At 64.3% G+C, this 19,783-nt stretch carries 14 protein-coding genes; 10 read left to right on the top strand and 4 right to left on the bottom strand.

The genetic code is table 11. The features are described 5' to 3' along the window. Positions 1-4 precede the first annotated feature (4 nt). Complete coding sequence (locus tag IV454_RS25840) at positions 5-3,013, top strand: sensor histidine kinase (protein ID WP_206088492.1); 3,009 nt, start codon at positions 5-7, stop codon at positions 3,011-3,013. Positions 3,014-3,036: 23 nt separating this feature from the next. Here IV454_RS25840 and IV454_RS25835 read toward each other — a convergent pair whose 3' ends face one another. Further along, positions 3,037-3,663 (bottom strand): c-type cytochrome, encoded by a 627-nt coding sequence (locus tag IV454_RS25835; protein WP_206088491.1) that lies wholly within the window; start codon positions 3,661-3,663, stop codon positions 3,037-3,039. Positions 3,664-3,784: 121 nt separating this feature from the next. On the opposite strand from IV454_RS25835, the gene IV454_RS25830 reads away from it, so the two are divergent. Then, a complete protein-coding gene (locus IV454_RS25830) occupies positions 3,785-4,363 on the top strand; it encodes a 2OG-Fe(II) oxygenase (protein ID WP_206088490.1) in 579 nt (192 codons plus the stop codon). Between the two features lie 34 nt (positions 4,364-4,397). Continuing rightward, complete coding sequence (locus tag IV454_RS25825; RefSeq protein WP_054262756.1) at positions 4,398-4,649, top strand: DUF2164 domain-containing protein; 252 nt, start codon at positions 4,398-4,400, stop codon at positions 4,647-4,649. Between the two features lie 44 nt (positions 4,650-4,693). On the opposite strand, the gene IV454_RS25820 is transcribed toward IV454_RS25825, so the two are convergent. Continuing rightward, complete coding sequence (locus IV454_RS25820) at positions 4,694-5,101, bottom strand: response regulator (RefSeq protein ID WP_181002626.1); 408 nt, start codon at positions 5,099-5,101, stop codon at positions 4,694-4,696. Between the two features lie 310 nt (positions 5,102-5,411). On the opposite strand from IV454_RS25820, the gene IV454_RS25815 reads away from it, so the two are divergent. The 5 genes from IV454_RS25815 to IV454_RS25795 all read left to right on the top strand — a co-directional run bounded on the left by IV454_RS25815 (position 5,412) and on the right by IV454_RS25795 (position 13,378). Then, complete coding sequence (locus IV454_RS25815) at positions 5,412-7,076, top strand: sensor domain-containing diguanylate cyclase (RefSeq protein ID WP_206088489.1); 1,665 nt, start codon at positions 5,412-5,414, stop codon at positions 7,074-7,076. A 67-nt stretch (positions 7,077-7,143) separates the two neighbouring features. After that, positions 7,144-7,770, top strand: a complete 627-nt coding sequence (locus IV454_RS25810) for a GGDEF domain-containing protein (protein ID WP_206088488.1) — start codon at positions 7,144-7,146, stop codon at positions 7,768-7,770. Between the two features lie 393 nt (positions 7,771-8,163). Continuing rightward, positions 8,164-11,937 carry a response regulator gene (locus IV454_RS25805; RefSeq protein WP_229522363.1) on the top strand — a complete coding sequence of 1,258 codons (3,774 nt, stop codon included), beginning with the start codon at positions 8,164-8,166 and terminating at the stop codon, positions 11,935-11,937. 12 nt (positions 11,938-11,949) lie between these two features. After that, positions 11,950-13,086 (top strand): HD-GYP domain-containing protein, encoded by a 1,137-nt coding sequence (locus IV454_RS25800; protein WP_206092828.1) that lies wholly within the window; start codon positions 11,950-11,952, stop codon positions 13,084-13,086. A gap of 34 nt (positions 13,087-13,120) precedes the next feature. Then, complete coding sequence (locus IV454_RS25795) at positions 13,121-13,378, top strand: response regulator (RefSeq protein WP_206088486.1); 258 nt, start codon at positions 13,121-13,123, stop codon at positions 13,376-13,378. Between the two features lie 123 nt (positions 13,379-13,501). Here the strand turns inward: IV454_RS25795 and IV454_RS25790 are convergent, their stop codons facing one another. Beyond that, the gene (locus tag IV454_RS25790; protein WP_206088485.1) at positions 13,502-14,314 is read right to left on the bottom strand and encodes a TlpA disulfide reductase family protein; all 813 of its coding nucleotides are present in this window, start codon (positions 14,312-14,314) and stop codon (positions 13,502-13,504) included. Between the two features lie 117 nt (positions 14,315-14,431). On the opposite strand from IV454_RS25790, the gene IV454_RS25785 reads away from it, so the two are divergent. After that, on the top strand, positions 14,432-15,967 hold the full coding sequence (locus tag IV454_RS25785) for a phospholipase D family protein (RefSeq protein WP_282961373.1): 1,536 nt from the start codon (positions 14,432-14,434) through the stop codon (positions 15,965-15,967). A gap of 117 nt (positions 15,968-16,084) precedes the next feature. Here the strand turns inward: IV454_RS25785 and IV454_RS25780 are convergent, their stop codons facing one another. After that, on the bottom strand, positions 16,085-17,275 hold the full coding sequence (locus IV454_RS25780; protein ID WP_206088484.1) for an AP2/ERF family transcription factor: 1,191 nt from the start codon (positions 17,273-17,275) through the stop codon (positions 16,085-16,087). A 274-nt stretch (positions 17,276-17,549) separates the two neighbouring features. Between IV454_RS25780 and IV454_RS25775 the strand changes: the two genes are divergently transcribed. Continuing rightward, positions 17,550-19,778, top strand: a complete 2,229-nt coding sequence (locus IV454_RS25775; RefSeq protein ID WP_206088483.1) for a type VI secretion system Vgr family protein — start codon at positions 17,550-17,552, stop codon at positions 19,776-19,778. The last annotated feature ends 5 nt before the right edge of the window (positions 19,779-19,783 follow it).

Here is a 19,783-nt window from a genome sequence, read left to right as displayed (position 1 = left end):
TTCTATGAAGGCATTTCGACCCTGGCAGCGGGCCCTGGCGGTGCTGTTGGCACTGGCCGCCGCGCTGCCGGTCACGGCCGCCGTCCCCGCCAAGCCCAGCGAGCCGTTGCCGCAAGTCAAGCCGGCTCCGGCGCCGGCCCCGGCGATCACCATGCATCACAGCAGCTGGAGCGCGCGCGACGGCGCCCCGACCATCATTTTCGCGATGGCGCAGTCGCCCGACGGCTGGCTTTGGCTTGGCGCCAGTACCGGGCTGTTCCGCTTCGATGGCGTGAAGTTCGAGCGCTACGTGCCGCGCACCGGCAGCCTCGACTCGCCGGGCATTTCGGCGCTGCTGGCCCTGCCGTCGGGCGAGGTGTGGATCGGCTACCGCAGCGGCGGCGCCGGCCTGCTCAAGGAGGGGGTGCTGCGTCATTACGGCAGCGCCGCCGGCTTGCCGCCATCGTCGCCGCATGCGATCCGGCGCGATGCGCAGGGCCGCATCTGGCTCGCCACCAAAAGCGGTCTGTTCCGGCTGAACGGCGAGCGCTGGGACAAGATCCCCGGTTTCGAGCAGCTCGCCAACCAGCCGCAGACGATGCTCTCGGACAGCCGCGGCCGCTTCTGGGTCGGCAACGTCGATACCGCCTTCGTGCTCGAACCGGGCGCGTCGGCATTTCGGCGCCTGCCGAACGTACTCGACCTGAGCGGCAACCTGGTCGAATCGCCCGACGGCACCATCTGGAGCAATGGCGGGCGCAACGACAGCCTGGAAATCGTGGAGCAGCAGCCGCTGGGCACGGCGCGTTTTCGCCGGATCGGCGGGGAATATTCCTCGCACATGCTGTACGACACTGAAGGCGAGCGCTGGCTGCTGCGGCGCGAAGGCGTCGAGCGCAGCTTCAGCATCGATGGCCGGACGGTCACCGAGCGCCTCACGCCGCAGCAGGGCTTGAGCGGCTACATCGTGTTCACCGCGCTGGAAGACCGTGAAGGCAATATCTGGGTCGCCAGTAACAGCGGCTTGGACCGGTTCCGCCGCACCAAGCTCGACACCGCCGCCTTGCCGCTCTACTACGGCGGCGAAGCGCGCGCGCTGGCCGCCGCCGACAAGGGCGCGGTCTGGACCGACGGCTTCTTCGTGCCCGGCGCGCGCTCGGTGCCGATTCCCGCCGCCGAGATGCCCTCGAACGGCATCGCCGAGCTGACCTGCCTGTACCGCGACAACGACGGCATCATCTGGGCCGGTGGCCACCGCGGCGTGTCCTACCTCGATGGCAAGAGCTTCACCAAGCTGGTCACACCGCCCGATACCGAAGGGCGCCCGGTGCACGCCATCGCCAAGGAAGCGGACGGCACCATGTGGCTCTCGTTCAACGGCGGCGGAGTGTACGAGCGCCGCGACGGCGTGTGGCGCAAGGTCGCGCCGTATGCCGACTATGCCTCGCGCGGCGCGATGGGTATCAGCGCCATGGCCGACGGCCAGCTGTGGCTGGGCTATGTCGGCAACCGCATCGCGTTGCGCGAGCAAGGCAAGTTCCGCCTGCTCGGCGCCGCCGAGGGCTTGCAGGTGGGCGTGGTGTTCCAGGTGGTCCGACACGAGGGCCAGACCTGGATCGGCGGCGACAGCGGCGTGGCTTACTTCGACGGCAAGCGTTTTCATCCGCTGCTTGGGGTGGATGGCGAGAAGTTCATGGGCGTCTCGGGCATCGTGGCGTCCGCCAGCGGCCAGTTGTGGCTCAACGGCAGCGAAGGCATCAGCGTGATCGAAGCCGCCGAGCTCAAGCGCGCCGTGGCCGAGCCGGGCTATCGGGTGCGCTTCGTGCGCTACAACCAGGAAGATGGCTTGACCGGGACCGCGCCGCAAATGGTGCCGGTGCCGTCGGCGGTGGCCTCCAGCGATGGCCGCCTGTGGTTCAGCACCGCCAACAGCGTGGTCTCGGTCGACCCGGCCCGGCTGCGCCGCAACCTGCTGGCCCCGCATGTGGAAATGCGCAAGGTCACCGTCGAAGGCCGGAACTATCCGGCGCTGGACGGCTTGCGCCTGCCGCCCGGCACCCAGCGCGTGCAGCTCGATTACACGGCGCTGAGCCTGTCGATGCCCGAACGGGTGGCCTTCCGCTTCCGCCTCGAAGGACAGGACGCCGGCTGGACCGCGGCCGGCACCCGCCGCAGCGCCTTCTTTACCGGCATGGGACCGGGCCCCTACCGCTTCCAGGTGCAGGCCTCGAACGAAGACGGGGTCTGGAGCGACACGGGCGCGATCTTCCAGTTCAGCATCGCGCCGACCGTCACCCAGACGGTCTGGTTCCGCGCCGCCTGCGTGCTGCTCGCGGCCGCGCTGCTGTGGGCGCTGTACCGCTGGCGTATGCGCCAGCTGGCGGCGCGCATCCAGGGCCGCCTGCAAGTGCAGGTCGACGAGCGCGAGCGCATCGCGCGCGAGCTGCACGATACCTTGCTGCAGGGCGTGCAGGCGCTGATTTTACGGTTCCACACGGCCTCGACCAAGGTCGATCCGCAGGAACCGGTCAGGCAATTGATGGACAGCGCGCTCGACCAAGCCGAGCTGATGCTGCAGGAAGGGCGCGACCAGGTGCAGGATTTGCGCGCGCACGACCACTTCCAGGCGGGCATGGCCAGCATGCTGGAACGCGAAGGCCAGCGCATGGCCGAGGAACGCGGCGTGCAATTCATCTTGCGCGAGGAGGGACGGGTGCGCGCGCTGCCGCCGCTGGTGGCGCACGAGCTGTACCGGATCGCGAACGAGGCGATGCTCAATGCCTTCCAGCATGCGAGGGCCAGCAAGATCGAGGTCGAACTGCTGTACGAGCGCAAGGAATTGACGGTCGTGGTGCGCGACAACGGCTGCGGCTTGCCGGCCGATGTGCTGCGCGATGGCGGCTTGCCGGGGCACTGGGGCTTGCCCGGCATTAGCGAGCGGGCCGAGCGCCTGGGCGCAAAGGTGCGCTGGACGTCGGCGCCGGGGCAGGGCAGCGAAATGCGCCTGCGGCTGCCGGGTACCTTGCTGATGTAAGGGATCAGCCGCCCTGGCGCGCCTCAGCGCACGGTGGCCAGGTAGGCCGCGACGGCGCGCATATCGGCGTCGCCGAGCTTGACCGCGACTGCCTTCATCTGCATCGCCAGCGGATTATTGAAGCCGGGCGCGTCGCGATACACTTTCAACTGCTCCAAGGTGTAGCCGGCCGGCTGCGATGCGATGCGCGGAAACGCTTGCTGGCCTTGTCCCTGCGCACCGTGGCAGCTCGCGCACGCCGGCGCGCCCGCCGTGCTGCCGTGCATAAAGATCTCGCGGCCCTGGCGTTCCAGGGCGGCATCGGCCGGCGGCTGGGGCGTGGCCCGCTGGGCCGCGTAGAAACTGGCCAGCGCGCGTATGTCCGGCCCGCTGAGCTGTTCGGCGACGGCGCGCATCTGCGCATGCGGCCGCTCGCCGCTGCGGAAATTATTCAGTTGCAGCGCGATGTAAGCCGCCGACTGGCCGGCCAGCTTGGGATAGAGCGCGGCCGACGTGGTGTTGCCGGTGGCGCTGTGGCAGGCGGCGCAAAGTTGCAGCAGCGCTTGCGGTGGCGCGCAAACCGCGGGCGCGGCGACACTGGCGAGCATGATGGCCAGCGCGCCGGCAATGGCGCGGGCAGCCAGGCGGCGATGGGGAAGGACGGTCTGCATGGCGGTTTCCTTTTGGCCCGGGACAGGCGGCACGGGTAGCGCCCGAGTATGGGGGGCGCTGCGCTGGCGCCACTTATACTTTGGTATAGTGCGTTCCACTTTATCGGCACAGGTATACAGAATGCGTATCGAAAAATTCGGGATGGGTGTGTTTTATATTCATGACTTTCTCACCCCGCAGGAATGCGCACGGCATATTGGCGAGAGCGAAGCGATCGGCTACCATGCGGCCGGCCTGACCACCAGCGAGGGTGACCGGATCAACCGCGATTACCGCACCAACGACCGCATCATCTACGACAATGCGGCGCTGGCCGATCAGTTGTACCAGCGCGCCGCGCCGGAGCTGCCGCCGGCGCAGCGCGACTGGACACTCAGTGGTTTCAACGAGCGCTTCCGGTTCTACCGTTATCAGGGCGAGCAGTTTTTCAGCGCGCACAAGGATGGCAGTTATGTCCGCAGCGGGTCGGAGGAGAGCTTTCTCACCTTCCTGATTTACCTGAATGACGATTTCACCGGCGGCCATACCGATTTTGCGTGGGAGAGCATCAAGCCGAAGGCCGGTTCCGCGCTGGTGTTTCCGCATCGTCAGATGCATCAGGGCTCGGCGGTGCAAAGCGGTACCAAATATGTCTTGCGCACCGATGTCATGTACCACGCGCCGGCCGGGTACGTGCCGGAGATGGATCAAGTCTGCTAAGCTGCGCGTCCCGAACCACCTTACACGAACCGCGATGTCCATCAAACTGAACCAGGAAACCGAGGAGCGCCTGCTATCCTCCCTGCAGCGCTATTGCATGCAGAATTTCGACGAGGAAGTCGGCGTGCTCAAGGCGCGCCTGCTGCTCGATTTCTGCCTGCGCGAAATCGGCCCCTCGATCTACAACCAGGCGGTCCAGGATGCCCAGGCGGTGATGCAGGAGAAAATCGCCGAAGTCGATACCAACTGCTACGAAACCGAGTTTGCCTACTGGCAGAAAAAATAAGCCGCACCGCGGCGCGGCAGTCTGGTCAGGCTTGCGCGCCGCTGTCAGGGCATGCGGTCGATCAGGTCCTTGATCGTGCCGGGGTTGACCGGCTTGACGAAATAATGGTCGAAACCCGCGCCCAGCGCACGCTGCTTGTCATAAGCCTGGCCGTAACCCGTGAGGGCGATCAGCACCGCGCCCGAGGTATCCGGCAGGCGCCGCAGGTTTTCCGCCAGCACATTGCCGTTCATGCCGGGCAGGCCGATGTCGAGTACGCACACCTGCGGTCGCAGCTCGCGCGCCAGGTTCAGTGCCTGGTACGGATCGGTGGCGATGGTCACGGCGTAGCCGGACAGTTGAAGATAGGTGCCGAGCGTGTCGGCGGCGTCGGCGTTGTCGTCGACGATCAGTACGCGCGGGCGTTCGGTTGCCGACGGCGTCGGACTGGTAGCAAGGGATTGTGGCTGCACTGTGTACACCTTTTGGTCTTCGGTTCGGTCACGAATCGGTCCGGCAGGGCGCGCTTGTCGCGGCGCCATGCGCGGTTCCGTTAGTTGATGTGTCATGGGCGATCTCGCGGCGCGCGGCCGCGCTTGCACGCTCATGCGGCGAGATACCTTAACAATGTTCATATGTTACGCTTTTTTACAAAATTGTTGCGTTCGCTTGCGCGCCGCGATCGCGCGTAACGGGAGGCACGTGCGCGCGTGCGGCGCGGTAAAATGGCGGGCCAGGCGATTCGCCTCGCGCCGCCGATCTACTGCAGGAATAATCACCCCGATGCGCCTGACCTTCAACACAGCCACCTTGAAATTCCGACTGACGGTGGTGGTCATCGGCCTGGTGCTGCTTGCCACCAGCGTGCTGACCTTTGTGTCCCTGTATCTCGCCGAGCGCCAGATGCGCGACGTGATCGGCTCCCAGCAAGTGGCGCTGCTCTCGAGCGCGGCCGCGTACATCGACGCCGACCTCGGCGCACGGCAATCCTTGCTCAAGACCCTGCGCGAGGAGCTCGGGCGCAGCGGCGGACGGCCGGCGGGCGGCCTGCAAGCCTTCCTGGAAGCGCACGCGAACTTGCGCGACGAGTTTTTCAACGTGCTGGTGTTCGACAGCGCCGGCACCATGCTGGCCAATATGAACGACCGGCGCACCAACAATACCGTCAACTTCGCCAGGCGCGCCTATTTCACCGATACCGTGGCGGCGCGCGAAGGCGTCATTTCCAAGCCCATCAAGAGTGTGCTGTCGGGCAAGCCGGTGATTCTGATCACCGAACCGCTGTATGACGAACAAGGCAAGCTGATCTTCATGCTGGGCGGCGCCATCGACCTCCAGCGGCCGCGCTTTTTCGGCCAGCTGGCAGCGCTCGGATCGGGGGCGAGCGGCTATCTGTTCATGCTCACCAGCGACGGCACCATCATTCATCATCCCAACAAGGAGCGCATCCTGCAGCGCGTGCAGGATGAAGCCGGCGGCGCCGTGGCCTCGACCACGGCGGCACTGGACGGCTTCGAGGGCTGGGTCGAAGGACCGACCAAGCGCGGCGTGCGCGCCCTGATCACCTACAAGCGCCTGCGCCAGACCGACTGGATCCTGGGCGCCGTGTACCCGGTCGAGGAAGCGTTCACGCCCCTGATCCACATGCGCCCGACCGCGCTGCTGGCCTCGGTTGCGGTAGCGGCGCTGGCTGGACTGGCCGGCTGGCTGGCCATCCTGCGCCTGCTGCGTCCCCTGGGCGCGCTGCGCGGCAATGTGGCCGGCATCGTCGACGGCAGCGCCGATATCGAGGTATTCAATGTCCGGCGGCGCGACGAGTTAGGCGAACTCAGCCGTGCGTTTTATACGCTGTCGCAGCAGCGCCGCCAGGCCGAGCTGAACCTGGAAGCCCAGGCCCGCACCGATATCCTCACGGGCATCGATAACCGCCGCATGTTCGAGGAAACCTTTGCCGCCGCCCTGGGACGGGCGGCGCGCAGCAACACGGCTATCGCGCTGGCCTATCTCGATATCGACCATTTCAAGGCGATCAACGATACCTACGGGCACAAGGCAGGCGACGAGGTGCTGGTCGAATTCGCCCGCCGCCTGCGCGCGGCGGTGCGCTCGACCGACAGCGTGGCGCGCCTGGCCGGCGACGAATTCGTGGCCATCTTCGAGGGCTTGCACGATGATGCCGAACCGGCAATCCTGGCCGAAAAAATCCTCGACATGGCGCGCACCCCGTTTCAGGTCGCCGGCGCCAGCTTGCGGGTGAGCACCAGTGTCGGCATCGCCGTCGGATCCGGCAATGCGGCCGGCGCCGACGATTACCTGGCGCTGGCCGACGAGGCGCTGTATGCGGCCAAGCAGGCCGGGCGCAACCGCTACGCCATGCGCCGTCTGGGGACGGCCGCCAATGGCGCCGCGCAGGCAACACGGCGGCTGCCGGCCACGGATAATGCTTGATTGCAGGTAACTCCGGCGGTAAGCTCTACCTATCAGTACACCCAGTACACATCTTCAAGGACTTGACATGAGCACAGAATGCGACTCTTGCCCGGCATGCGCGCCCTTGCGCGCCAGGCTGGCTGAAAAAGAACAGGAGATCCTGAACCTGACCGAGTCGCTCACGCGTCACGACGTCCTGACCGGCGCGCTCAACCGGCGCGCCCTGACCGAGCTGGTGGCCGAGGAGTTGCAGCGTTCCTCGCGCACGGGCCAGCCGTTTTGCGTGGCCGTGATCGGTATCGATCACATGAAGGACGTCAACCTGCGCTTCGGCCACGATATCGGCGACGCCGTGTTGCAGGGTTTTACGCGCTCGGCCACCGAGTTGTTGCGCACCCTGGACCGCTTCGGCCGCATCGAAAGCGACCAGTTCGGCGTGATCTTGCCGGCCACCTGGCTGCACCAGGGTGTGCTGGCGATGAACCGCCTCACCGCCAAGGTCGCCGCGTTTGGATGGGATACCTTGACGCCGGGCACCACGGTCACCTTTTCGGCCGGCCTGACCACCAATGCGCCGGCCGAAACGGCCGACATGATGATCCAGCGCGCCGAAAAAGCCATGGCCGAAGCCAAGCAGGAAGGGCGCAACCGGACCGTGCAGATCGAGCAGGAATTGCCCGCCGGACTGTTCGCCGCGATGGACGATATGTAAAACGCATTGTAGTCGATGAAACAATCCTGGTTCGGCTGCGGGTAGTGACGTCCATTCATGAATCGAGCTGGCCGTGCGCAGCGTCGCGTGCGTGCGGCGTTGCGCTGGCTGCCGTGGTTCCGCGCTGCGCGAAGTTGCCCATCCATCCCAGAGGCGGACACGGTCGGCGCCTGTCATCCTGTCCCATGAGCCGGCATTGGTCGGGTAGGTGCCGGTCCAGCCGGCCGCGGCGATCCGTCGCGAAATCGGCGTGCCCCGGTTCCGGCTGCATGTATACGACAAAACCAGTTTCTAAAAAGAATACCCCAGTGTTATCCTTCCGTAAGGAAAATTAATCCAATTCTTGTTGGGGGTGCCGTGGGTGGACACCGACGGTGGATAGATCCGGTGCGCATGCTTATCTTGTTGAGCATGCTGGCGCTGTCGACGTGGCCGGCACGGGCCAGCGAAGCCGCGCCCTCAGGGCACGCCATTGCCATGCTCTTGCCCTATGGGCCAGGCGCGCCTGGCGTCGACCTGCTGGTCTCCGAGGTGCGTGAACACCTGGTTTCACAAGGATTCAATTCAGCCGACATCTACTTCGAGTACCTTGACCTCGAACGCAATAACGAGCCCGGGTTCCGCCAAAACTTGAAGCGCTTGTTGATGGACAAGTTCGCGCGTCAGCGGGTCGATGTCATCATCACGGTACTCCAGCCTTCGCTGGAGTACCTGTTGCGCGAAGCGCCCGAACTAGCCCCGCGAGCGACCATTATCACGGTGTTGGCCCGATTGCGGTCGGACGCGTCGCCCGGGGAACACCCGATGTACGTGATGAGCACCGTGTTCAACTACCGAAGTACGATCGAACAAGCGCTCGCCCTGTTTCCATCCACACGCCACATCGAGATTGTCGCGGGCGCTTCCGATCAGCAGGAATTGGCCGATGTCCACAGCGCCCTGCGCCCGTTCGAAGGCACCCATTCGGTGGCCGACACCAGCAAGCTATCGATCGACGCCGCCGAAGCCCAGCTGCGCCAGTTGCCGCCGCAGTCGGTGGTATTGGGCTTGTCCATGCGACGCGACACTACCGGACGCAACTTCCATCGCCTGGAAGCGCTGGGCCGCCTGGCGAAGGCGAGCAACGCGCCCTTTTTCGTGTTTTACGACCAGGGCATCGGCGAGCGGCGCTTCATCGGCGGCCACGTCTTCAGCATTCGAGCCGAAGCGCGCCGGATCGCACAACTTGCCTTCGATCTGGCCACGGGCCGCAACCCGCCGCCAAACGGCATCGCCCCCTGGCAGCCGGTTCAGGTCAGCGTGTACGATTGGACCGAGCTGGCCCGCTGGGGAGCCGATCCCGGCAAGCTGCCGCGATCGACCCAGTTCGTCAAGCGCCCGGAGCCGATCTGGGTGCAATTCCGGCGCCAGGTCGGCGCCACCATCGCCGTCGTGCTGATGCTGCTCGCCTTGATCGCCGCGCTGCTCCTGGTACTGCAGCGCAAGACGGCCATCGAACGCGCCCTGAAGACCAACGAAGAGCGCTCGCGCGCCTTGGTTAACGGCGCACCGGAAGCCATCGTGGTGGTCGATGGCAGCGGCCAGCAAGGCATTCTCGAGCACAATTCGAAAGCTGAACAGCTGTTCGGCCGCACGGGCGACGAACTGCACGGCGCCCGGCTGTATGAGATGTACGCCGTGGAAGAGGGCGACATGGAAACGCTGCGCGCAGAGAGTCACAATCACGTCGTGCGTGCGCTGGCCGGCGAAGCGCTGGTGTTTGAGCGCACGATTCGCCACAAGGATGGCCGCGACATCCCCTGCGAGGTGTGGGTAAACCGTCTGCACGCCGGCGGCAAGCCGCTGCTGCGCGTGAGCTATATCGACATCAGCAAGCGCAAAGCGGCGGAAGCCGAGATCGAGCGCCATCGCTCCCGCCTTGAGGAACTGGTGGCCGAGCGCACCGAGGCGCTGGCGCACGCGCTTGAACGGGCTGAAGTGGCCAGCCGGACCAAGAGCATCTTTGTTTCCAACGTCAGCCACGAAATTCGCACGCCGATGAATGCCATCATCGGCATGTCCAACCTGGCGCTCGAGCAGCCGCTCGAACCGCGGGCGCGCAACTACATCGACAAGGTGTTGGGCGCGGCCGAGAACCTGCTGGGAATTATCAATAATATCCTCGACTTCTCGCGCGTCGAAGCGGGAAAGCTGGTCCTCGAAATGATCCCCTTCCGCCTCGACGACATCATGGACAACCTGGCCACGATGGTGGGCATCCGCGCCGAAAGCAAGGGCATCGAGTTGCTCTTCCGGGTGGCACACGACATTCCCAAGGGCCTGGTTGGCGATTCGCTGCGCCTGGGGCAGATCCTCATCAATCTGGGCAACAACGCTGTCAAGTTCACCGAGAGCGGCCGCATCGTGGTCGACGTGGTGCCGCTTGCGCGCACCGATTGCGGGATCGAGCTGCAGTTCTCGGTGACCGATTCCGGGGTGGGCATGAGCGCGGAACAATGCGAGCGCCTGTTCCAGGCATTCAGCCAGGCCGACAGTTCGACCACGCGCAAGTATGGCGGCTCCGGCCTGGGACTGGCCATCTGCAAGGAGCTGGCCGAATTGATGGGAGGGCGGATCTGGGTCGAGTCGGTGCAAGGGTTCGGCTCGGCATTTCATTTCGTCGGCAAGTTCGGCGTGCAGGCCGAGGCCGTGGAGCCGCTGGCCGACGCCCATCTGCTGATGCGCGGCGAGCGCATACTGATCGTCGACGACAACCCCGTTGCGCTGGACATCATGGCGGCCATGGCGCGCTCACTGGGGATGGACGTGGTGCTGGCTGCCGATGGCGGCGACGCCTTGGCCCGGCTCGCGCAGCAAGCGGTCAACCTCGTGCTGATCGACTGGAAGCTGCCTCACATGGACGGCATGGAAGTGCTGGGTCGGATGCAGCGTCTGCCCGATGCGCCGCCGGCTCTGCTGATGACCGCCCATGGGCGCGAAGACGCGATTGCCTTTGCCCGCGACCGCGGGATCCGCCTGGCCGGGGTGCTGACCAAGCCTGTGACCCTGTCGCGCCTGGTGAACGCGATCGCCGCCGCCCTGGGCAAGGTGGTGGCGGTGCACACCGAGCGGCGGCCTGACGACGCGCGCCAGCAGGCCGCCGCAAGCCTGGCCGGCGCCCATCTGCTGCTGGTGGAAGACAACGAGATGAACCAGGAACTGGCGCAGGATCTGCTGGCCAGGGCCGGGATCATGGTGACCGTCGCAAACCATGGCGTCGAAGCGCTCGCGCTGCTCGCCTCGGACGGCCCCTTCGACGGCGTGCTGATGGACTGCCAGATGCCGATGATGGACGGCTATGAGGCGGCGCGCGCCATTCGCGCCCAGCCTCAATGGGCCGCGCTTCCGATCGTGGCGATGACGGCCAACGCGATGTCGGACGACCGCGCCAGGGTGCTCGAAGCGGGGATGAACGATCATATCGCCAAGCCGCTCAATGTGCGCCAGATGTTTGTCACCATGGCGCGATGGATCACCCCGGCGCATCCCACAGCCGCGCTGGTCCCGGGAGCGGGTTCCCTGGCAGGTGCGGCGGCCGAGTTCGGCTGCCTGCCGGGCCTGGACGTGGCCAACGGCCTGGCCGCGGTGGGCGAAAGCCCGACCATGTACCGCAATATGCTGCGCCGCTTTCGCCAGGAGCAGGCCGGCTTTGGCGCCAGTTTCGCGCAGGCCTGCCTGGCTGGCGACAAAGGGACGGCGCGGCGCATTGCCCATACCCTGCGCGGCACTGCCGGCATGATCGGCGCGCTGGGCGTGCAGGCGGCCGCCACGGCCCTGGAAAGCGCCTGCCGCAGCGCTGCCCCCGACGCGCAGATCGATGAATGGCGCAGTCGGGTATGCGTTGAACTGGCAACGGTGCTGGCCGGCCTCGCGCCGCTCGACCTGGAAGCGGCGAGCGCGCCGGCACCGCCTGCCCTTGATGCGGCCCAGCTGCGCGCCGGCCTTCGGCGCCTGCACGCGCTGCTCGAGGAGAGCGATGCGGCCTCGCGCAAGCTGGCCGACCACCTGGCGAGCGGGGCGCGCGGCACAGCGGCCGAGGTGCCGCTGCGCGCGATCGCCGCCGCCGCCGAAGAATTCGATTTCGACTTGGCCCTGCAGACCTTGCAAGGCATGAGCACCACTGTATGAAGGGGAAGCGTGATGGTTGAACATGAGGTAAGCGGCAAGCCGGTCGTCTTGATCATCGACGACGCGACTTCCAACTTGGCTGTCATGAGCCAACTGCTCGAGGGCGAGTACAAGGTCAAGGTTGCGGTTGACGGCGAGAAAGGGCTGAAGATCGCCAGGTCGGGCCAGCCACCCGACCTGATCCTGCTCGACATTCTCATGCCCGGCATGGATGGCTATGAAGTGTGCCGGCGCCTCAAGGCCGACCCGGTCAGCCGCCACATCCCGGTGTTGTTCCTGACCTCGCAGGGCGAGCTGGAAGACGAGCGGCGCGGCTTCGAAGCGGGGGCGGTCGACTATATCGCCAAGCCGGCGCGCCCGCTGATCCTGGCCGCGCGCGTGCGCACCCACCTGGCCCTCAAGGCGGCAGCCGACTTCCTGCGCGATAAAAACGCCTTCCTGGAACAGGAGGTGACGCGCCGTACGCAGGAGGTGACGGCGATCCAGGACGTGACGATCATGGTCATGGCGTCGCTGGCCGAAACACGGGATAACGAAACGGGCAACCACATCATCCGCACCCAGTACTATGTGCGCCTGCTGGCTAACCACCTGCGCGACAATCCGCGCTTTTCCGACTATCTGAGCGAGCGCAATATCACCATGCTGTTCAAGTCGGCGCCGCTGCACGACATCGGCAAGGTGGGCATTCCTGACAGTATCCTCAAGAAGCCGGGCAAGCTCACCAGCGAAGAATTCGAGATCATGAAAGACCATGCGCGGCTGGGGCGCGATGCGATTGCGCATGCCGAACAGGTGCTCGGCATCGATGTCGAATTTCTGCTCACCGCCAAAGAAATTGCCTATGGCCACCAGGAAAAATGGGATGGCAGCGGCTATCCCCTGGGCCTCGCCGGCGACGCGATACCGATTTCTGCGCGGCTGATGGCGCTGGCCGACGTCTACGACGCCCTGATCAGCCGCCGCGTGTACAAGGAACCGATGTCGCACGAGGAAGCGATGCGCATCATTCGCGTCGGCCGCGGCCAGCATTTCGATCCCGACATGGTCGATGCCTTCATGGTCCTGGAAGGCGAGTTCCGCGTCATCGCTGAACGCTACGTCGACAACGATGCGGACCTGGCCAGGAAGGCCAAGCAATTCGAATGAAGCCCAATCCTCTTCCTTTGGTGCGGCCGTGGCGATGGATAGCCTGCTCGACGTGATGATGGCCGGGAGGGATGGGCTGGACCTTGCGCGTGCGCTGCGCCCACATCCGGGCACGCGGCATGTGCCCATCATCTTCGCGACCGCCGAAGTCGATGACGCCAACCGCCTGCGTGGCCTGGAGCCGGGGGCGGTCGACTACGTGGTCGACTGCGCGTACAGGCCAGTCAACCCGATCATGGGTTTCGCGATGAAGGGCGCAACTGGTGGCGTAAGGGGGCCAGAACATGGCTGAAGGGAATTTCAACGGCCAAGGCGCGTTCGGCCCCGATTCGTTGAGCTGCGGCGCCAAGCGTCGCATGCGCCGATCCGGTGGTCCCGGGCCTTGCCGATGACGAGGTGCCTTGAGAGCGCCGAATTAGTCCGGCTTGCGCAGGCGCGCCAGCTTGCTCTCGAGCGAGGCGGCCGACACGGCGCCGAGATGCGAATCGGAAAGCCGGCCGCTGGCATCGAAAAACAGGGTGGTCGGCAGCGCGCCCGAGCCGACCTCGCGCCCCATGCCCGATGCGGCGTCGAGCACCACGTTGTCCAAGGTTGGTGCGCTGCCGTTGACGTACGCCCGTACCGTGTGCGCATCTTCGCCCTGGTTGACGAACACAAACACCACATTGCGCTCGCGCTGCTGTGCGGCGGCCAGCAGCGGCATTTCCGCGCGGCAGGGCGGACACCAGCTGGCCCACAGGTTGACCACCACCGGCCGCCCTTGCGCCAGCGCCGCCAGGGTGACCGGCACACCGGTCGGCGTGAGTAGCGTGGTTACCGGCAAGCTCTTGCGTTCGCTCAGCTTGAGCAGCAGCGGCGCCCCCGACGTGAACCAGGCCAGCGCCCCCGCCAGCATGCCGGCCGCCAGGGGATTGCGCAGGCGCGGATTGTGCAGCATGCGCCAGCCGCCCCACGCCAGGCCGGCCAGCATCACCGCCCACGGGGTAAAGCCGCCATCGCGGATATCGATGATCGACAACGGCGCGGCGCGGTACTGCGCGAACCAGGTGGCCACGAACACGATCCGTCCCGCCGCCAGCCCGACCAGCAGCATATCGAGTAGCACCTTCCCGGTCCGGACCTTCTGACGGCGACCAACCCAGTTGCCCAGACCGCATGCTATAAGTAGCGATATGAGCAGCAGCAGGTGGGCGCTCTGGAAGCTGAACGGCCCCAGGCTGACCGTCATGTTGATGTATTTTTCATAGAGCGGGTCCGGATAGTTGAATGTTGTTATTGTCGGGCACGCCGATTAGGCCTGGGTTAAGCCATGGACGCGGGCACGGACGGCAGTCCGGGAGGAAGCATGAAAACACCACTAAACCACCCGATGCGCGTGCTGGCGGCCCTGTTGCTGCTGGCGGCCGCCTTGTCCGGTTGCGCCGGCCTGCCCGCGCTCGACGGCCGCGCGCCCAGCCAGTATATCGCCGCCACCGGCGACACGCGCCTGGGCGCGGCCATGGCGCCGCTGGGCGCCATGCATCCGGGCCTGTCGGGCCTGTACTCGCTGGCCAACGGGCATGACGCCTTTGCCGCGCGTGCCATGCTGGCCGACGCCGCCGAGCGCACCCTCGACGTCCAATACTATATCTGGCGCAACGATACCACCGGCATCCTGATGCTCAACGCGCTGCGCGCGGCGGCGGCGCGCGGCGTGCGCGTGCGCCTGCTGCTCGACGATAACAACACCAAGGGCCTGGACCCGATGCTGGCCGCCCTCGACGCCGATCCGAATATCGAGGTACGCCTGTTCAATCCCTTCGTGATGCGCGAGCAGCGCGCGCTCGGCTTCCTGACCGCCTTCTCGCGCCTGAACCGGCGCATGCACAACAAGTCCTTCACCGCCGACAACGCGGCCACCATCATCGGCGGGCGCAATATCGGCGACGAATACTTCGGCGTGGAGGGCGGCACCTTGTTTGTCGACCTGGACGTGCTGGCGGTCGGCCCGGTGGTGGACGCCGTGTCGCGCGACTTCGACCGCTACTGGAACAGCCGCTCGGCCTACCCGGTCGGCCTGCTGGTGGCGCCGGCGGCGGGTGGGGCGCAAAGGCTGGCGGCGAAAGGCGAGGCGGCGCGCGATTATCTGGACGCGGTGCGCGCCTCGCCGTTCGCCGCGCAGCTGGCCGGGCGCAGCCTGCCGTTCGAGTGGGCCCGCGCCACCCTGGTCAGCGACCACCCGGACAAGGTACTGGGCACGGAAGCGCCGGAAACGCGGGTCACTTACCAGCTGCGCCAACTGTTGGGCGAACCGGCGAGCACGGTGGACCTGGTATCGGCGTATTTCGTGCCCGGTAAAACCTGGGCCGACAATTTCGCGGCCATGGCGGCGCGCGGCGTGGACGTGCGCATCCTGACCAATTCGCTCGAAGCGACCGACGTGGCGGCGGTCCACGCGGGCTACGCCAGATGGCGCAAGCCCTTGCTGGAAGCGGGTGTGACCTTGTATGAACTGCATCGCGGCGTCGACGGCGGACCCGATGCGGCGAAAAAGGGCAGGCTTGGCAGCTCCCGATCGAGCCTGCACGCCAAAACCTTTTCGGTGGACGGCCAGCGCGTGTTCATCGGCTCGTTCAATTTCGATCCGCGCTCGGCCAAGCTGAATACCGAAATGGGCTTCGTCATCGAGAGCCCGGCAATGGCGGAGCGCATGGCGCGCCTGTTGCGCGAACAGGCGCCGATGCGCGCCTACCGGGTGCGCCTGGCGCCCGACGGCGCGCTGTACTGGACCGAGCGCGTGGGCGACACGGACATCCGCTACGACACCGAGCCCGGTACCGCTTTCTGGCAGCGTGCGGCAGTGTCCATCCTGTCGCTGCTGCCGATCGACTGGCTGCTGTAAGCTGAATTTTGTGTAAGGAAGGGCAGGGGGTGGCCTGTGTGGTCGATGAAATGCGAGCTAAAGGGCCGCTTCGGCAGGCCGCAGCGACATAGGATGCTGCCGCGACGTTCTATGCGCTTAACGCGCTGTTTTTCGGGACATGATGTGGTCAAGCTGCTGCGCAGCGCGATGTTGAAAATGCGGTGTCTGAGCAAGCTCGGCGACGAAAGCCAGGCGCGCCTGCACGGCCAGCGCGAACGCTTCTTCATGACCATATTTGGCGATCGAAAAGCGTTTCAATCGGCTTGGCTGTCCCTTCGATTTAGGCTTCATCGCAACCCACGACGCGGGTGTTTTATCCGGTCCCGCTTTTGCAAGGTGGACGCCGGCGATGCCGCTTGTATTGGTGCTGTTGATTCTCGCTGCGACAGCGGCCTTGTTTGAAGGCGGCATGCTCTGGAAGAGCTGATCACGCCAGGTTTGCGCGGCCGCGAGAGCCGCCGCGGTGCTTCCATAAACGCCATCCGAGAACGTTTTCCGATACTTTTTCCCCTTGCGCTCGATGCTGACCCGCCAGTAGCCGGCGATCTCGCCAACCCTCGAACTGCGCCCGATATAGGGCTCGCCAGTGCTGTTTGTCGGTGCACGCAGAGAAGCGAGTTGCGCTTCCTGGAGCCTGTGCACCTTGGCTTGGACCGCTTGCGCGCGTACGCGATTGTGTTCGGCTTTCAGGGCCTGACGCTCGGCGCGCTCTGCCTTGCGTTCGGCGGGACGACCGAGCTCCCGGTCCAGAAAGCTCATTGCTTCGGCATTGCTGACCGGCTGCGGTTGCAGTTCCGATCGGAAAATAGTCCTTTCCAGTTCACTCAAGTCCGCCATGCGCGCCGCGACCGCCAGCCGTTTCGCTTCATCCTCGCCAAACGTCTTTACTGAAAAGCTACGTGCAGGAGAAGTGCCACCGGGCATGGGCGTGCGGGCCACCCAGTAAATTCGCTCCTTTACCGCTCCCTGCTGGTTGCGATGGCGCTTGATGGTACGAGAAACCCCGGGTACGCCGGAGGTATTGTTCTTTCGAACGATGGTGCAGAACTTCGCAAGCGTCATCGGTGGATGCTGTTCAATGATGCGGTCGCGCCATGCTTGGGCCACGCGTAGCGCCTGCTGCTCGCCGCCGCAATCTGCCTCGAAAAAACGCTTGTCAAATTGTTCGCCGTTGCGATGTAGCGTTACCTGTTGATAGTAGCGACCCAGAACAGGGTGCAGTATCCGGTAAATGCCGATCTGCTCAGGCGCGTGGCGTGACTTTTGTACGGGTTTGTCGTTACTCACCTTGATCAATCCTTGAGCGGCGCACTTGGGGCCGTATGGCTGGAACGAGGGTGGCGGTCGCCGGGTGTGACACGATCGGCCGGACATCGCCTCTGCAATTGGCCTCGCCACATTGTTGAAACGTTGCTAAATTAAAAATATTATAGCTTAAATCGTATACAATATACAAAAGCCTGATGGGAAATGCCGGGCGTCGATGCCGACATCCCACCATTTTTAATTTCCCGTTAGCATTATTATTTGGCTTTTCAAAATACGAAATGGGAGATAGGGCATGAGTTTGCAGGATATGGTCGGTAGCCGTCAGCACAACCGGTTTTTGCGATTGTCTTTTCCTAACGGAGACGGACCTTCCGCGACCTTGCTCGTCAATCGCATCGACGCGTATGAGAGCCTGTCCAGACCCTTTGAATTCACGGTGGAGTTGTTGTCCGACGACCCGAACGTCGCGCTCAAGCAGTTGCAGGGGAAAATGCTGTGCGTTGAGCTGGTGCGTCGTGACGGAACCCTGCGCTACTTTACCGGGCGGGTTTTTAGCTTCTCCTTGAAATCCGTTGATGGAGGCGTTTCGTTCTATGAGGCCAAGCTGGGGCCCTGGTACCAATATCTGAGCATGCGCAGGGATAACTACCTGTTTCATTACACGACAATGTACCAGCAGACCGCGAGCATATTCGGCGATTACGGCAACCTGGCCGACTGGGATTGGCGGGTGCAGGGCGCAACCGATGTGTTGACCGATTGCTGCCAGTTCGATGAGAGTGATCGTAATTTTCTTGAGCGGCGCTGGGTGTCCTCAGGCATCATTTACTGGTTTGAACACAGCGCCACCGGCCATAAACTTGTGCTGTCGGACGACTCGACAAGCGCAGCGCCGATTGAAGGCAATCCCGAAATTCCTTATCAACGCCATGCTGGCGCGGCGCTGGAGGACGGCATCGGCGACTGGTCGCCGGGGCGCCAGCTCGTCACCGGCAGCGTGGCGTTGGCATCGTTCGACTTCAAGTCGCCGAACCCCGTATTGTCGGCGCTGCCTTCCGTGAACCGGCAGGGCGATGTGCCGAACATCGAGTCGTACGAGTACACCGGTGCCCTGGGCTTCAAGGGAGGCGGCGGTGGGCGCTCGCTGGCGCAGTTGCGCATGGAGGAGGTTGAAGCGGCCGGCAAGCAGTTCGAGGCTGCCGGCAATAATCGCAGCGTGATGCCCGGACGCTGGTTCCGCCTGACGGGCCACTTCGACGCGAGCGACAGTCACGATGATGCCCAGGCGCGCGAATTTCTGGTCACGGAAGTGACTCACCGCGCGTCGAATAATTATCACGTCAAGACCACCAGCGAGTCATTTTACGAGAACCGCCTGCACTGCATCCGCAAGATCATCCCTTATCGTGCCGGACGGGACCACAATAGCGTTGAAACCAAGATACATGGCATTCAAACGGCCACGGTGGTCGGGCCTGCCGGCGAAGAGATTCATACGGACGAGTATGGCCGGGTGCGGGTGCAGTTCCACTGGGACCGCGCCGGCACGAACGACGAGAAGAGCTCCGCGTGGATACGCGTGGCGACGCCATGGGCGGGCGCCAGTTTCGGCATGACGACGATTCCGCGCATTGGCACCGAGGTGATTGTGCAGTTCCTGGATGGGAATCCAAATCGCCCGCTGGTTACCGGAATGGTGCCGAATGCGAATACCATGCCGCCTTGGTCACTGCCTGCGAACAAGACACAGAGCGGTATCTTAACCCGGTCCACGCCCGGTGGGGATTATAACAATGCGAATGCCCTCCGATTCGAGGACAAAATGGGCCAGGAACAGCTGTGGTTGCACGCGGAGAAGGATCAGCTCACCGAAGTCGAGCACGATGAGGATAAGTGGGTCGGCAATGATCGGCGCAAGACTGTCGACCGCGACGAAACCAATCATATCAAGCGTGACAGAACCGAAACGGTGGACCACGACGAATTGATCACCGTGCACAACAATCGCACGGAGCGGGTTGACCATGTTGAGAAAATCAGTATCGGCGACGACCGCGATGAGGAAGTTGGGGCAAACGAGACGATCAGCATTGGCAAAAACCAGACCGTGGATGTGGGCAAGGAACAAACCTTCCATGTCGGCGGCAACCGCGCCAAGTCGGTCGACAGGAACGAAAAAGACCGGATTGCGAAAAACTGGTCGGTCAATGTCGGCAGGATGAAGACGGAAACCATCGGCATGGCCTATATGCAGAACGTGGGAATGGGCCGCATGGAAAATGTTGGCATGGGGTACAACCTGAACGTGGGCATGATCATGGCCACCATCGTCGGGGTAAACCAGAGCACCAAGGTCGGCAAAAACATCTCCATCAGCGCGGGCGAAGAACTGTCGATCACGGTCGGAAAAGCCAGCCTGGTCATGAAGGCCGATGGCAGCGTCACCATCAATGGCAGCAAATTTAACTTTGAAGCGAGCGGGCCGGTGCAGATAACCGGCAAAGACGTTGACATCAATTAATCCGG

Source organism: Massilia antarctica, assembly GCF_015689335.1.
Lineage (GTDB): Bacteria > Pseudomonadota > Gammaproteobacteria > Burkholderiales > Burkholderiaceae_D > Telluria_A > Telluria_A antarctica.
This window is presented reverse-complemented; position numbering and strand designations above follow the sequence as displayed.

Coding starts and splice junctions, on each gene's coding strand:
- IV454_RS25840 (WP_206088492.1), top strand. CDS start 5: ATGAAGGCATTTCGACCCTGGCAGCGGGCCCTGGCGGTGCTGTTGGCA.
- IV454_RS25835 (WP_206088491.1), bottom strand. CDS start 3,663: ATGCAGACCGTCCTTCCCCATCGCCGCCTGGCTGCCCGCGCCATTGCC.
- IV454_RS25830 (WP_206088490.1), top strand. CDS start 3,785: ATGCGTATCGAAAAATTCGGGATGGGTGTGTTTTATATTCATGACTTT.
- IV454_RS25825 (WP_054262756.1), top strand. CDS start 4,398: ATGTCCATCAAACTGAACCAGGAAACCGAGGAGCGCCTGCTATCCTCC.
- IV454_RS25815 (WP_206088489.1), top strand. CDS start 5,412: ATGCGCCTGACCTTCAACACAGCCACCTTGAAATTCCGACTGACGGTG.
- IV454_RS25810 (WP_206088488.1), top strand. CDS start 7,144: ATGAGCACAGAATGCGACTCTTGCCCGGCATGCGCGCCCTTGCGCGCC.
- IV454_RS25805 (WP_229522363.1), top strand. CDS start 8,164: ATGCTTATCTTGTTGAGCATGCTGGCGCTGTCGACGTGGCCGGCACGG.
- IV454_RS25800 (WP_206092828.1), top strand. CDS start 11,950: ATGGTTGAACATGAGGTAAGCGGCAAGCCGGTCGTCTTGATCATCGAC.
- IV454_RS25795 (WP_206088486.1), top strand. CDS start 13,121: ATGGATAGCCTGCTCGACGTGATGATGGCCGGGAGGGATGGGCTGGAC.
- IV454_RS25790 (WP_206088485.1), bottom strand. CDS start 14,314: ATGACGGTCAGCCTGGGGCCGTTCAGCTTCCAGAGCGCCCACCTGCTG.
- IV454_RS25785 (WP_282961373.1), top strand. CDS start 14,432: ATGAAAACACCACTAAACCACCCGATGCGCGTGCTGGCGGCCCTGTTG.
- IV454_RS25775 (WP_206088483.1), top strand. CDS start 17,550: ATGAGTTTGCAGGATATGGTCGGTAGCCGTCAGCACAACCGGTTTTTG.